Origin of the sequence: Mycobacterium sp. D16Q13 (genome assembly GCF_002013375.1) — a bacterium.
Classification (GTDB): domain Bacteria; phylum Actinomycetota; class Actinomycetes; order Mycobacteriales; family Mycobacteriaceae; genus Mycobacterium.
This window is the reverse complement of the sequence record NZ_MAEW01000003.1, coordinates 470,694-485,023: the sequence shown is the minus strand read 5'-3', so window position 1 is coordinate 485,023 and position 14,330 is coordinate 470,694. Positions and strand designations below refer to the sequence as shown.

8 protein-coding genes are annotated in these 14,330 nt (G+C 64.9%); 2 read left to right on the top strand and 6 right to left on the bottom strand.

Annotated elements, in window-relative coordinates:
• Positions 1 to 18: 18 nt before the first annotated feature.
• Together eccD (B4400_RS05055) and eccCa are read right to left on the bottom strand one after the other, a co-directional pair.
• Complete coding sequence (eccD, locus tag B4400_RS05055) at positions 19 to 1,518, bottom strand: type VII secretion integral membrane protein EccD (RefSeq protein ID WP_078307724.1); 1,500 nt, start codon at positions 1,516 to 1,518, stop codon at positions 19 to 21.
• Positions 1,515 to 5,549, bottom strand: coding sequence for a type VII secretion protein EccCa (eccCa, locus tag B4400_RS05050; RefSeq protein ID WP_176112804.1), 4,035 nt, complete (start codon positions 5,547 to 5,549; stop codon positions 1,515 to 1,517). The genes eccD (B4400_RS05055) and eccCa overlap by 4 nt, the downstream gene beginning before the upstream one ends.
• 116 nt (positions 5,550 to 5,665) lie before the next feature.
• On the opposite strand from eccCa, the gene eccD (B4400_RS05045) reads away from it, so the two are divergent.
• Positions 5,666 to 7,159, top strand: a complete 1,494-nt coding sequence (gene eccD / locus B4400_RS05045) for a type VII secretion integral membrane protein EccD (RefSeq protein WP_078307730.1) — start codon at positions 5,666 to 5,668, stop codon at positions 7,157 to 7,159.
• Between the two features lie 3 nt (positions 7,160 to 7,162).
• On the opposite strand, the gene eccB is transcribed toward eccD (B4400_RS05045), so the two are convergent.
• Positions 7,163 to 8,668: a type VII secretion protein EccB gene (gene eccB / locus B4400_RS05040; protein WP_078307826.1), complete on the bottom strand. Its 1,506-nt coding sequence runs from the start codon at positions 8,666 to 8,668 to the stop codon at positions 7,163 to 7,165.
• Between the two features lie 189 nt (positions 8,669 to 8,857).
• Between eccB and eccE the strand changes: the two genes are divergently transcribed.
• Positions 8,858 to 10,507, top strand: a complete 1,650-nt coding sequence (gene eccE, locus B4400_RS05035) for a type VII secretion protein EccE (protein WP_078307733.1) — start codon at positions 8,858 to 8,860, stop codon at positions 10,505 to 10,507.
• Positions 10,508 to 10,584: 77 nt separating this feature from the next.
• On the opposite strand, the gene B4400_RS05030 is transcribed toward eccE, so the two are convergent.
• From B4400_RS05030 to eccA, 3 genes are all read right to left on the bottom strand, one after another.
• The gene (locus B4400_RS05030) at positions 10,585 to 11,148 is read right to left on the bottom strand and encodes a hypothetical protein (protein ID WP_078307736.1); all 564 of its coding nucleotides are present in this window, start codon (positions 11,146 to 11,148) and stop codon (positions 10,585 to 10,587) included.
• On the bottom strand, positions 11,145 to 12,173 hold the full coding sequence (locus tag B4400_RS05025) for a MinD/ParA family ATP-binding protein (RefSeq protein WP_502688377.1): 1,029 nt from the start codon (positions 12,171 to 12,173) through the stop codon (positions 11,145 to 11,147). Before B4400_RS05025 ends, B4400_RS05030 begins: the two co-directional genes overlap by 4 nt.
• 232 nt (positions 12,174 to 12,405) lie before the next feature.
• Positions 12,406 to 14,220 carry a type VII secretion AAA-ATPase EccA gene (gene eccA, locus B4400_RS05020; protein ID WP_078307739.1) on the bottom strand — a complete coding sequence of 605 codons (1,815 nt, stop codon included), beginning with the start codon at positions 14,218 to 14,220 and terminating at the stop codon, positions 12,406 to 12,408.
• Positions 14,221 to 14,330: the final 110 nt, after the last annotated feature.

The window sequence follows — 14,330 nt, the reverse complement described above, 5'->3', positions numbered from 1 at the left end:
CCAACTGCCGCAGCGTTTTTACCACCAGGGGCCTAGATGCTCGTAGACGCCGAGTGCCCATAGCCCTACAGGGATCAGCGCGCCCACGGCCAGGTAATCCAAGTATCCCAGCAGCGTCGTCCGCCCGGTGGACAGTGCTGGCGCCGGCTGGGCGGTGAGACCGAGCACGACGGCACCGACGGCCACTGTCAGCAACACTCCCATGGAGGCCAGCGGCAACGGGAGGATGCCGTGTTGCGAAATCACGCACGTGATGACCGCAAGGGAGGTGGCCGGCAACGCCAGAGCGATCCGCTCGGCCCATGTGCGCGGATGGCGGCCGCGCAGACCCAGCGCCACGGCGCACGTCAGCGCAAAGGCGAAGACCTGCCACGCTACGACGCCGCGGTCGCGCAGCAGCACCACGGACGCCGCAACTGCCGTACCAGCGAAACCCATCAGCAGCGCGGACCGGGTCAGTGCCGCCTGGTGGACCCGAGCCCAAACCTGTTCCGCGGTAGGCATGTTCGTCCCGGAGTTGGTGGTGTTAGCGACCTGGGGAGTCTCTGTGGGGAACGGATTCTCCAGGGCCCATTCGTCGTCGGAACGTTCCGCGTCGACTGCAGCGGTTGGTGCTTCAAAATGATCGATGCCGGCCGTCAGTCTGGGCACTGCCGCGCACATCAGGATGGTGATGATTGCCGACACCACGCACACTATGTCGGTGCGTACACCGACCGAATGGATCAGCACCGCGACCCCACACAGGCCTGCTGTCAACGAACTGGCCAGGAATACCCAATGGCCGGTGCCGATCACGCGGTAACACACGTAATTGGTCAGCAATAGTGCCGCGCACGCGCCCGCGAACCCGTAACCCCCAAAAGCAATGAGCGGCACTCCGAGGAGGGTTGCGCTGATGGGGATAGTGGCCGCGCCGAGTGCTACGGCGACATCGTCGAGGGCGAAACTACGGCGCGCCACCGCGGCGAAGGTCGTCAAACCCACCACAGCGATCACACCCAGCCCGGTCATGGTCACGCGCTGCACCTGCGACAGCGGCTGAATCAACAACAGTGCCAGCGCAATTGCGCCGAGGTTTGCGCCCACTAGGCCCATCCATCGCGCTGAACGCGAATCCCATTCGGCGTAGGCGGCCTTGTTCAACTGGGCGGCAGCATCGACGACGTCGTCATAGAGCGTCGGCGGGGACAGCGCTCGCTGCGATGACAGTCGGAGCAATTCGCCGTTGACAACCCCGGCCTGGCGCAGCGTCTTATCGGGGCTGATCTCGACGCCGGTGTCGAATCGGCTGAGTACCCCGAATGTTCGGCGTTCTTCTTTGCCCCGCGAATCGTCGTTGGGCGTCGCGTCGCGGGAACGGACCAACTTGGTCAAGTCCGGAATGAAGCTGGACACCGGGAGGTCCAGCGGTAGACCAATGTCGAGCTGCGTGTTGCCGCCGAAGACCGACACCCTGATCTGCTCGGGTTCGGCCGAGATCACCCGGAGGCTGTTCGATTCATCGAGGTCGTTCATAGGTCCTGCATCGTCGATAGTTGGATCACGCCGCTCTTCATGCTGCGAGATACCAGCATTCCTCGGCCGGGAGGCATTTGAGACGGCTTGTGCCCGAACAGGGCACCCTCTTCTCGGGAACCGCTCATCACCAGAGCGTTACAGGACAGGTCGCGCAGTCGCCCGATGAATGCGTCCATCATCGCGCGCCCGGCACCACCACTGCGCCGGGTGACGATGACTCGCAGCCCGATATCCCGTGCCTGCGGTAGATATTCGATCAGCGGGCCCAGTGGATGGTTGAGGCCGCTACCTCCGATGAGGTCGTAGTCGTCGATCATCACGAAGAGGTCCGGCCCTGACCACCAGGACCGGTCCTTCAGCTGCTGCTGGGTTATGTCACTCGGGGGCAGCCGGTCCTTGAGCGAAGCAGCTAAGCCTGTCAGCAGCTCCGAACAGGACTGCGACGCCGTCGCATAGCCACCCAAGTAGTCGTTGTCGACCACGCCGAGCAGCGAGCGCCGATAGTCGATGAGGATGATCTTGGCCTCCTCGGGCGTGGCGTTCTCCATCACCCCTGCCGCGATGTTCCGCAACAGGCCCGACTTGCCGCACTCGATGTCAGCGAGGGCCACCAGGTGCGGTTGCGTATCGAAATCAATAACGACGGGCTGCAGCTCTTCTTCGTTGATGCCGATCGCGATGCGAGACTTGCTCAGCATCCCTGCCGACCTCGCGGCCTGGACAACCTGGTCGCGGTCCACGCGGTGCGGCAGCATTCGTACCCTCGGCGCCTGCCGGTTGCCGTAATGGGCGCGTACCGCCTCCACCGATGCCGACACCCCGACGGGAAGGCTCTCCACATCGGAGTCCGAATCCAGCCGCGGCAGCGCGACCAGCAGGTGCAGCCGCTCTGGCGTCATACCGCGTCCGGGCCGGCCCACGGGAACCAACTCGGCGAACTTGCGGCCCACGTCACTGTCGAGTGGATCGCCGAGCCGTAACTCGATGCGGGTGCCGAGCATGTCCTTGACCGCCGCACGGATCTCGAACCAGCGGGTCGCCGAGATCACCAGGTGCACACCGTAGGACAGACCCTGGATGGCCAGCGCCTGCAACGTAGGCTCCAGCAATTCGAAGTCGCTGCGGATCGATGCCCAGCCGTCAACAACCAGGAACAGGTCGCCGAACTTGTCCTGGCTCAGCGGATCCTGTGCGGCAACCTCCGGCGGCAACGTGGCCAGGCGTGCCTTGCGCTGGCGGAAGTCACGCATCGACTCGATGCCGAGATCGCGGAACAGCAATTCCCGGGAACGCAGTACCCCGGAAACCTCGGCGACAGTACGCCGGATACCGTCGGCATCCATGCGGCCTGCCACGCCGCCCACATGCGGCAGGTTGGCCAGGCTGATCAGGGTGCCGCCACCGAAGTCCAGGCAGAAAAATTGGATCTGCTCGGGGGTGTGGGTCGCGGCGGCGGACATGATCAGCGTTCGCAATGCGGTCGACTTTCCGGACTGTGGGCCGCCGACGATCGCCATGTTGCCCTGGGCGCCGGCGAGATCTACCGCCAGCACATCGCGCCGCTGGTCGTAGGGGCGATCGACCAGTCCCATCGGCATCCACAGGCGCCCGTTCAGGTTCTCCGGGGCGTCCCAGTTGGGCACGGGGAGTAGCTCGTTCACCGCTGGGCTCTCGTCCAGCGGCGGCAACCAGACCTCGTGGGCGGGACGGCCGTGTCCGCGCAATCGCGACACGACCATGTCCAGCAGAGTGACCTTGGTGGGCGACGATGCCAGCGCGGGGCTCTCCGGGGCGTCGGTATCCGCGGGCGCTAATGGGGCTGGGGCCTCGTCTTTTTTCACGGGGCTCGCGGTGAACAGTTTCGGCGCCAGCACGCCGAGCTTTGCCGCACGCCCAGTCTGGGCCAACCGCCGCGGCCGTACGTATTCCCCGGATACGTAGCTGGCATTGAACCGGAGCGGTTCGGAGGCATCGCATTTGAGGAACGCGGAGCCAGGGACGCTGGGCAGGTGGTAGGCGTCGGGCACGCCCAGTACGCTGCGCGACTCGCTGGCAGAGAACGTCTTGAGACCGATGCGGTATGACAGGTGGGAGTCGAGCCCGCGGAGCTTACCTTCCTCCAGTCGCTGCGAAGCCAGTAGCAGATGGACGTGCAGAGACCGGCCGAGGCGGCCAATCATCACGAAAAGCTCGGCGAAGTCCGGCTTCTGGGAAAGCAACTCAGAGAACTCGTCGACGATGACGAATAGCGCCGGCAGCGGCTCAAGCTCGGCACCGTTGGTGCGAGCGCGCTCGTATTCGGTGACATTCGGGAAGTTGCCGCTCTTGCGAAGCAGCTCCTGGCGGCGGTTGAGCTCGCCGGCCAGGGCGTCGCGCATGCGGTCGACGAGGATCAGTTCGTCTTCGAGGTTGGTGATGATCGCGGCGATGTGTGGAACACCCTCAAGCCCCAGGAATGTGGCACCGCCCTTGAAGTCGACCAGCACAAGGTTGAGTGCATCGGGAGAGTGGGAGGTGATCATCGACAGAACCAGCGTTCGCAAGAACTCCGATTTACCCGAACCCGTCGCGCCGATGCACAGGCCGTGCGGCCCCATGCCGGCCTCGGCGGACTCCTTGATGTCGATCTCCAGCGGCAGGCCGTTGGGTGTGTAGCCGATCGGTACCCGCAGTCGTTCGCGCGGTGTGCGTCGACGCCAAACCTGCTCGGGCACGATCTCGGCGGCGTCGGGAATCTTCAGCAGACTCATCAGGCCGGGGTCCTCGGCGTTGCGGCTGTCGGACTCCAGGTTGACGATGTGCGCTGCGCTGGCCAGCCGGTAGCGGCCGATGCGTCGGGCGGTGGCCTCAGCTTCGGCGACGGTGATGGTGTCCGGGGTGGCGAACCGCTCAACCCCGACGGCGGTCCGGGCGCCGACGTCGTCGCCCTCCACTACCAGTTGCAGAGCTCGCCGGGCCGCCGCCCCTTCCGCGGGGCCGTTGAGCTGCAGCACGGTGACGCCGTCGAGGCCAGCATCAGCAGACAACCTATCGTTGCCGGTGATGTAGCCGTCGTCGAGCACGACGACCAAGCGTTTGAGCCCCTGAGGCAGCTCGGAGTTGCGGGAGAACCGTCCACGCTGGGCGAGGTCGTCGGCTAGCGAGCGTTCCAGCAGCTCCAGCGTGGGGTACAGCATCCGCATCGGGCCCAAACCGTCACGAGTAGTCGGGTGCTGTGCATGTGGCAACCACTTGACCCAACTCCAGTTGTCCCCATCCGGGTTGGCTGTCACCACCGCTACCTGGACGTGGTCTGGCCCATGGAAACTACAGAGTTCCAGCAACATCGAACGCACCAGTTGCTGGGCGAGCTTGCGGTCGCCTTCGAAGGAGATGACCGGAAACGACCGCAGGGACACCGCAGTGGGTAGTGCGTGCACCACCGAATGGGTTTTGACATAGCGGCGCAGCGCCACCGTGGACACCGGCTCAAGGTCCTCGGGGGGGCCGGTCTCGGGCGCCAGCAAACGAGTGGCAAGTCGATGCGTGCCGATCCCGACGCGGACGTGGCAGAAATCGGTATCTCCCGGGCGGCGTTCCCACATCCGGATGGTCCCGACGACGTCGGCGAGGGCTCGCGGGTCTGGGTGGCTCCATTCCAGGGCCGTGCGCTGTTCGTCGCCGGTGGAGTCCGCGTCGTCGCGCAGGTTCGCGAGGTAGCTGAAGTAGTCCTTGCGCTCCTCGTTGAGTTCTGCCGCGGCCTTGCCCTGTCGCTGGCCGCCACCCATGAACATGCCGGCCATCGACATGATCATCATCATCGGAAATATCATGAACATCGGGTTCTTGGTCATATCGCGGCCACCGACGGTCACCATTAGTGCGATCATCCCCACCACCGCAACGATCATCACGAACGGCATCAGCTTCATCAGCAGATTGCCGGGAATCACCCGTGGCACTTCAGGGGGAGGCTGGAGGTTCACCTCGCCCCCGGGCATTCGGGGCGGCTGCATCCGTGTGCGACGCACGAAACCCTGGGTGCTCACCTTTTTACTAGCTCCTCCCCCCGGCAGGTCCGCGACGGTCGTCTACGGCGCCCTTCGGTATTGTCAGCAGCCTAAGTGTCGCAGGCGCGACAATATAGCCAGAGGGGGCCACCGCGTTGACTCTACCGCCTTCGCTGTCGGAGCTAGATGCGGAATCTGAACCCGAACTCGAGTTGAGCCGGATCACTCTGGTGGTTGGTGGCCTGCGCATCGACGTGGGCTTGCCGCCGAACGTCAGCATCGCCAATTTTATCGACGACGTCATCGACATCGCCAATGACCAGATAGCCACGCGGCCCGAGTTGGCGGGCACCCAGTTCGACGCCTCCGAGGACAAGTGGACGCTGGCGCGCCTGGGTGCCGATCCGATCGATCCGAGCCGGTCGTTGTCGGAGGCAAACATCTACGCCGGGGAGCTGATGGCAATCCGGGAGATCGGTCAGCCTGCGAGCCCGCTTCTCTTCGATGACGTCGAAGAACTCGGGGAAGCTGGGTCGCTGACCGACCTGCCCTGGACCAGGTGGTTCGTCGACAACCGGCAGATGCTCGGCTACTTGGCGGTCGGATTGGCCACCAGTACCACCGTCGCGCTGCTCTTGCCAAGGCACGCGGGCGACCGGTACCTCGCCGGGACCGTACTCGGCCTGGGCGTGCTGGGTGTGGTTGTCGCGTGCGTGCTCGCCCACCGATCCGGCGGGGCAGTGCGTTCGCAGTGGGCGGCGGTCGTTGCGACACCGCTGCTTTTCGCGGGTTCCTTGTACATGGTGCCGGAGGCATTCGGGGTCAAGGCATTGCCTATGGCGTTCGGGCTGACGGCGCTGGCCTCGCTGGCGATGGTTCTAATCACCGGGAGCGGCCGCGCGCTGCACACAACCGTCATGACCCTATCCGCGCTGGGTGGGGCCAGTGCGACGGCCGTGCTGTTGTGGGACCCGCCGCAGCGTGCGGTCGGCGCCGCGGTCGCGACTTTGGCGGTTGTGGTGGTTTACATCTCGCCGCGGATCACCATCATGCTTTCGAAGCTGCCGATACCGCGGGTGCCAACCGCCGGTGAGCCGCTCGACGACATCGAAACCCAGGGTGGGACCACGGTCGAAGGCGTGAACGCCGTTGGTAAGCAAATCATCCCCACCGAGGAGGGCATGGTGGGGCAGCTGCGGCGCGCCAACGCGTACCTGACCGGCATGCTGGTGGCTGCCGCGATTGCCGCCGCCGCCGGCTGCTACCTGAGTGTGGATGTCAGCGACGGATTCTATTGGCAGGGTTCGGCTTTCTGCGCCGCAGTGGCAACCGTGCTTTGCCTTCGTGGGCGCAGTCATCACGATCTGATCCAGTCGGCGACGTTGGTTGGCGGTGGCCTGATGATCGCGCTCGTGGCGATCGCCAAGAACGGCCTGTACGTGCGGGATGGCCAGGTGGCTGCAACGGCGGCCATGATTGGTTTCATCGCGCTGATCGTGCTGTGCGGAATCGTCGCACCCCGGCTGGTGTTCTCACCAGTGATGCGCCGACAGGTCGAGATTCTCGAGTATGTCGCCATCGCGATGGTGTTCCCGCTGTGTTTCTGGATCGTGGGTGTCTACGGGTACTTTCGCGAACTGCGGATCTGATCGCTACTGCTTGGGCGGGTTGACCTTCGACCCGGCCGGGTCGGCTGCGAGCGAGTCGTGGGCGACCAGCGCCGCCTCCTGGGATAACTCCGGGCCAGCGGGCAGTAGGGAGAGCACTGACCAGGGGGCCAGCTGCGGGTACATGGCATCGCTGTTGGGCTCGGTCACCCCGCTCACCCCGAGCGCAGCGGCCGTGGGGAGGTCCTTGATGTGGTAGCGCAGACCAGTGTCGGCGACGTAGAACAGCGCACCGGCGGCCTTGCTCTCCGGTGCGTTGCCGGTAGCCTCGACGAACTCGCCGGTGCCGGGCTTCAGATACACCCAGTCCACGCCCGGCCCCGTCCCGTCGGCGCTGGCCAGTGGGACCGGTTTCGCACCGGACGGCAGCGGCAGCCGATGCCCAACCAGTAGTCGTATCGTGGCTTGGGCGGCGCTCTTGGGCCGCTGCCAGGACATGCAGGCCACCCTGTCCGGCTCTAGGCCGACGATCTGAGGTGACACTGTTGGATAGTGATCCACTGGCAGCGTGTGCACGATGGGTGCGTTGCTGATCATCGAGGGTGAGACCTCGTGGGTGCCCTGCGGATCGTTAGCGGGGCCGCCGTATCGGATGATGTCGGCGGTCGCATCCGAGATCCTCTGCAGTCCGTCGCGCAGCACCACATACAGCTGATTGCCGGTGGAGTCGGAGGCCCTGATCATCGACCCCACCGGATACTGGGCTGGCAGGTATGGTGCCGGTTCGCCAAGCCCGTCGATGACGACCGGGCGGATCGGTGGCGCCAGCGGGAACGAGTTGAGCAGCCCTGGGGAGACGGGCCGCGGATAGACGTCCTGCAAGTGCAGAGCGTTGACGACGCCTTTATCGCGTGGGTCGACTGCGGCGCGTACCCCGTCATAAATCAGGTAGACAGTGTCTCCGGACATTACGAGCAGCATCTCGGATGCGGAGGCGGCGCGGATATCGTCGCCCAGTACCGGATCATTGGCGAGGACCGCCGTCTCCAGTCCGCCCGGGCCAGGGCCCGAGCGGACATCCGGCGTCGTCACAGAGTCGCACACGGACCAGGACGACAGGTTCAGATCGTCCGCGCCGTGAATTGCCGCCGGGCCACCGACTATCCCCACCATCGGGCCACGCGGCAGCTGATTGAGGAATCGGTCATCGACCTGCTTGGGTGCGTCTGCCGAACCTGTGATCATCCGGGCAGAACTGATGTTGAGGACGGGGTGCACCCGGTCGCCGATTTGCACAAACATTCCGCCGCTGGATTTGCTGATCAGGATCTGCGCGTTGCCTATGTTCGGCATCGGCTTGAAAAAGGCAAGCACGGTTGCTGCCCCTGTGATCAGGATGGCCAATACGAAGCCCACCATCAGAGACCGGATCTGGCCGCGCATCGGGTCGTGGATCATTCGAGAGTCTGCGCGAATCAGCGCATGCTCGAGGCGCCGCAGCAGGAACCGATAGCCGTTGACTTGCGCACGTGTGGTAACTTGCGCTGGCATTGCCGCTCCCCTCAGCATCGGTTCCGTATCGAAGCCGTCGGTAGCGTACAACATGGTCACGGGGGTTTACCGCACTCGCGAGGTGCCGCCCCATCAGCTGCTGAGGAAGCCGACTTGCCTGGTCGCGGTGCGGGGACTCCCCGTAGTCAACGGCGGAGGCCGCCGGAGTCGAGCCGTTTGCGTTCAACCGTGGACATTCGTGCCCAGCGCGTGCTACCGCTGTGGGATTTGGTGTTGCTGCAGGTATTTATCGGGATTGGGCTGACGATCGCGCTGCTGGCTGGGCTCCCCGGATGGCAGGGTGCGGCCGTGGGTCTTGTCGCCGCGCTGGTACTGGTGGTGCGCGGACGGGGTACGACGCTGCCGCGGCTGGTTGGCTTGCGGTTGGGGTACTTGCTGGAACGCCGCAAACGTGTACGGAGGCAGGCAGGTCCGGCAGAACCGTTCGACGTGCCCGCCTCGGATGGGACTCTCATCGGATTTCGCTGGGACGGGCGCACGTTGCTGTCGCTGTTGAAAATCGACGAGAACCCGCAGGCAATGACGGTGATGGAGCCGGGTGTCACCGTCTCAGGCGACATCGTCCCGGTCGACGCGTTGGTCGAATGTTTGCGGCAATTCGATATCACCCTCGACTCCATCGATGTGTTGAGTCAGGGCGCTCGCTCGCACGGTCACACCGAGATGGCCGCCGTGTACGACGCGGTGTTGGGCCCGCTGCCGGCCATCGCGCAGCGCACCGTGTGGGTCGCGATCCGCTTCGATCCGTCACGATGTGCTGACGCGGTCCGCCGCCGCGGCGGCGGGCGGGAGGGCATCTTGCGCGCCGCCACCACGGCGACACGGCGGGTGGCCAATCGGTTGACAGAGGCCGGGCTGGGTTCGCGGGTGCAGACCGCCAGCGAGATCGGACAGGCGGCCAACCAGCTGTCCGATGGTGTCAACTTATCCAGCGTCGAGGAAACGTGGCGGACCTGCCAGGAAGGTCGCTTCAAGCTTCGCAGCTTCGCGATCAAACCTGCGATGCTGACGACCGCGGGACTGGGACTGGTCTGGACTATTCCGAGCTACTCCACCACGGTCTGCCTGTCGCTGCGGCGAGACGCCGATGGCGTTACCCAGGTGCGAGGCTTGGCCCGCTTCGACACTCACGACCGTGCCCGCATCCACCTGCGGGGTCTGAACCACTTGCGCGGCTTCCAGCACTCGGCACTGGCCTCGAGCCTGCCTGTGCCCCAGCCGCCTCGCCAGATCAACAGCTGGGCGTACGCGGCCGCAGATGGCGCCGTGGACAACATCGCAGTTCCGGCTTCCGGTTGCGGGCAGGTGATTGGTGCCGACGAGCATGGCCGAGCGGTCGCACTGCCTCTTTTCGGGTCGCAGATCAATCGTGTGGAGATCGTCGGCACGTTGCACCTAGCGCAGCTGGCGGTATTGCGGTCATTGGCGCTCGGTGCCAGGGTGCGCGTGCACAGCCATCGGCCGCGGTTGTGGCACGGCATGATCAAGGAGGTCGACGACCATGACCTGCTCTGGGTTGCCGACGCCAATCGCCGCACCATGCAAGCAGGTTCGGACCGCAATTACACGGTTGAGGTGTTCGACGGAGTGGTTGAGCAGTCGGTCCGGATCGGCGTCACCGCGATGGTCATCACGCCGCCGAATTCGGCCGTGAGTCCGAACGCGGACGTGGCACTGGAACTGCTCGACGCTGAGGCCGACGTCGTCAAGGTGTCCACTCGGGCCGGCTCATCGGTAGTCACGATGGTCGCCACGGATGAGGAAGTGCGCTACATCAGGGATTCATTTGCCGCCGAGCGAAGCGGCGCCAAAGCCTGACAGGCTCAGGGGGCTTGGCGGTCGATTCCCGAGTACGGCTTCGGTCCTCAGAAGAGGTGAAGCTCGCCGTGCTTGTGTCAGCCGGCCAGGCGTTTGCACAGCGCACTCATGTTGTGTGCGGCGGTCCGGGCGGTGGTGATGGAGTCCCCGCTGGACTCGTCGAAACTTCGGTAGGCGGTGGCCAACGCGGCCAAGGAGCTTACGGTTGTTTGTGAGGTCAGCGTGAGGATCTCGGCGGCACCGGGCGTAATGCGCTGCTTCAGCGCGTCGGCGGCCTGCTGGAATAGGTCACCGGCGTGCATAACAGCGCTTACGTGCTCTGGATTGTTGCGCACCGCAGGATCAAGGATGCTGGTTCCTTCCGGGATTGCCGTGAGCGCGTCAGCCGCGTCGTTAATCAGTTTGCCGGCGATGTCCCAGCCTTCGCAGGTCTGACGGTTGGCCCGCTCAAGGGGCCTCGCGGCGGGCGGCGCGGAAGGCTCTGGGGTGACGGTGACCGTAACCGCTGCGGCTGCGGTGCGCTCACGCGTCAACATCGTGGCACCTACTCCGACCGCTGCGCCCACCAGTACGCCCGCACTCGCGGCCGCGACGATCCCTGGCCAGCGGCGTGGTGCCCGGTACAGCTTGCCCGCATTCATCGACGCCGCCTTTCGGTTGACCAGCCTGACGCGTTCCACTCGTCACGTTTGTTGGGATGAGAGAAGCCGTCGGCCACCGACGCGGCCAGTTCGAGGAAGGCCTGCCGCGCTTTCCACCCCACTAAGTCGAGGACCACTTCGGAGCCCTGCGCGAGATGGTCATCGTAGGGGATGACGTGCACAGCTCGGGCACGGGTCAGGAACTGGCGGGCCAGCAGGTCGATATCGACAGACACTGCGCCCGGTCGGGCGGCGCTGACGGCCACGACCGCACCGGGGACCAGGTGTGCGTGACCGTTCTTGGACAGCCAGTCCAGGGTGGCCAGGCCGCTGCGGGCGGCGTCGATCGCCGGAGAAATCACCAACACCAGTGCGTCCGCCTCATCGAGTACTCCGGCCATCGCCGAGTGCACCAGTCCGGTACCGCAGTCGGTGAGGATGATGTTGTAAAACCGCTTCAACGTTTGCATGACGGCCCGATAGTCGGCCTCGGAAAACGACTCGGATGTTGCGGGGTCTCGTTCGGAGGCCAGAATCTCCAGTCGGCTGGAGTTCTGCGAAGTGTGCCGCCGGATGTCGGAATAGCGAGACAGGCGCTCGTCGAGTAGCAAATCTCGCACGGTGGAGTTGCTCTGTTTCGGTGCGCGCTGTGCGAGGGTGCCGAAGTCCGGGTTGGCATCGACGGCGATGACCCGGTCGCCGCGGACAGCGGCGAACGTCGACCCCAGCCCGACGGTGGTTGTGGTCTTGCCGACTCCGCCCTTCAACGAGAGCACCGCGATGCTGTAGTCGCCGCGCACGGGTTGGTTGACCCGCGCGGTCAACCGCTTGTGACTATTTGCCTTGTCTGATTCTCCCGGGTTGATGCCTGTCATCCGGTGAATAGCCCTGCGCCAGCCGCGTTCTGGCGCCGCCTGAACGCGCCGGATCAGGCCGAGTTCACCGGGGGTCGGCAGCCGCGGCTGCCGGGTATCCGGCGAACCGGACAGGTTTCCGCGGTCGGCGGTCGTGAACGGCGTTGCCATTGGCTCAAACGTGGGCGGTGCCTGCGGTGGTGCTATCGGTGGGGTAAACGCTGACTGGCGATACGGCGGCGCTGGAGGCGAGGTAGGCGGTGGCTGATGCTGCGTCGGGACTGTCGACGAGGTAAATCGTGGTATCCGCAGCGGCGCGGTGTCGGCTTCATCAGGCTGCGCGTTATGCCCGGACAGTGGCCCCCGGGAATTGTCGAAATTACTCACTGTGGGCTCCGATGGCTCAGTCGCGCTTCAGCATGGCCAACGCGTTCTTGAGGGCAGCCCGCATGTCCACAGCGTCGATGCGCATCAGCTCGGCTTCGTCAAGGTCCTCAAGGGCGGCCTCGTGTTCTTCGGCGAGCCTGTGTTCCCGTTCTTCCTCGGCGGCCTCGATCACATTTCGGACGAAGCGCCCGTTGCCGGCCAGGTCGATGCCCCGCCGAGTCTGGCCGGAGTCGTCGGCAGAGGTGGTTTCGTAGAGGGTCTCGCATGCCTTGACCAGCTCGTCGCACGCGGGTTCGGACAGCTCGGAGTCGCGTCGTTGCGCGGTGAGTCGGGCGATGTCGCCCAGTTCGGCCGGGGTATAGGAGTCGAAGCGTATGCGTTTGGTGAACCGGGATGCCAGGCCCTCGTTGGAGGCTAGGAATCGGTCGATCTCTGCGTCGTAGCCGGCAATGATGACGACCAGGCGGTCGCGGTCGTTCTCCATCCGGGCCAGCAGGGTATCCACGGCTTCCCGACCGAAGGCGTCGCCGCCGGAAAGCCCGGTCTGGATCAGTGTGTACGCCTCGTCGATGAACAGCACGCCATCCATCGCGGAGTCGATCAACGCAGACGTTTTGATCGCGGTACTGCCCAGGTGCTCGCCGACGAAATCGCTGCGCTTGGCCTCGACGACGTTGGGCGTCTTGAGCAGCCCCAGCCCGCAGTAGGTCTGTGCTACCACCCGGGCGATGGTGGTCTTGCCAGTCCCGGGCGGTCCGGTGAAGATCAGGTGCAGGCTGCGCGATGCGGCACTGAGCCCCTTATCGCCCCGGACCTTGGCGAGCTTGGCCGCCGACCTCAGCTTGGCCACCTGGAGCTTCACATCGTTGAGACCGATCTGGCGGTTCAGTTCCTCCTCGGCCTCACGCAGGTATTTGTTGCTGCGTTCGGCGATGTCGTCCGCGTCGTCAGTGTTCTCGCGTGCGGTGCTCGGATCCCACTTGTCGGTGCGAGAGTCGATCGATTCCTTGGTGCTGATGATCAACCGATACTTCGGGTCGTGCAGGGCGGCCGCGTTGGCCTCGAACCCGGGATCCTCGCTGTAGATGCGCTCGAAGATGATCCGGGCTTCCGGTTCCTTGCCCATCTCGCGCAGTGTCAGGCCCTTACAGAACTCGGCTGCCTGCCGCGCTGCGGGGATCGGTCCTTCAATCGCCTGGTCCAGGCGTCGGATACCTTCGGCGAACAGGCCCATCTGGGCGCACGCCGAGCCGACCATCAGGTGCGCGCCCGCTGCCAGGTACTCGTCGGTGAACACTGCGGAGTGGGTCAATGCGGAGAGCACATCTGGCCAGCGCTGGGTGGTGAAATGCAGTACCGCACGGACATAGGCGCAGATCTCGGTGGACTCGGTATCGCCACCGGGCATCGCTTTACGGGTGGCGTCGAGCTCGTTGAGCACCTTCTCGGCCTCGCCGTAGTCCGTACCCTGGATCAGTCCCGCCGCGTAGGCCAGCCCCACCTCGGTGAGTGTGCTCAGGCCGTAGTCGAGATACAGCCCGGTCTGGAAGCGCCCAGCGAGAGCGTTGCGAGGCAGGCCGAGGCGACGCTGGTCACGTCCAAGGTTGGCCTTGCTGGTGCGGTACAGGTGGTAGAAGACCTCAGGGGTGGTCTCACCGGCGGCCGCACGGCCTAACCACGCGTCGCTCATCTCGGGGTCGTACTCTGTCGCCCGCTTGAACGCCATGCCCGCGTATTGCACGTCGCGGTCGGTCTCCAAGCCGTCGATCGGGATCCCCAGCGATAGCACGCCAGCATCGAACACCCGTTGTGCGTCCCTCGACCCACTCATCGGCTGGTTATCCTTACTTCGTCAGTGACGTTCTGTGACAACAGAATTCCCGGCACAACCAAGGAGATCGGTTTTCCGTGGCGCCCACCCATTTTGCATTCCCCTTGTAT

Bases quoted from the DNA above. Each gene is read 5' to 3' on its own strand.
- eccD (WP_078307724.1), bottom strand. From the start codon at position 1,518: ATGAACGACCTCGATGAATCGAACAGCCTCCGGGTGATCTCGGCCGAA.
- eccB (WP_078307826.1), bottom strand. From the start codon at position 8,668: ATGCCAGCGCAAGTTACCACACGTGCGCAAGTCAACGGCTATCGGTTC.
- B4400_RS05030 (WP_078307736.1), bottom strand. From the start codon at position 11,148: ATGAATGCGGGCAAGCTGTACCGGGCACCACGCCGCTGGCCAGGGATC.
- B4400_RS05025 (WP_502688377.1), bottom strand. From the start codon at position 12,173: ATGGCAACGCCGTTCACGACCGCCGACCGCGGAAACCTGTCCGGTTCG.
- eccA (WP_078307739.1), bottom strand. From the start codon at position 14,220: ATGAGTGGGTCGAGGGACGCACAACGGGTGTTCGATGCTGGCGTGCTA.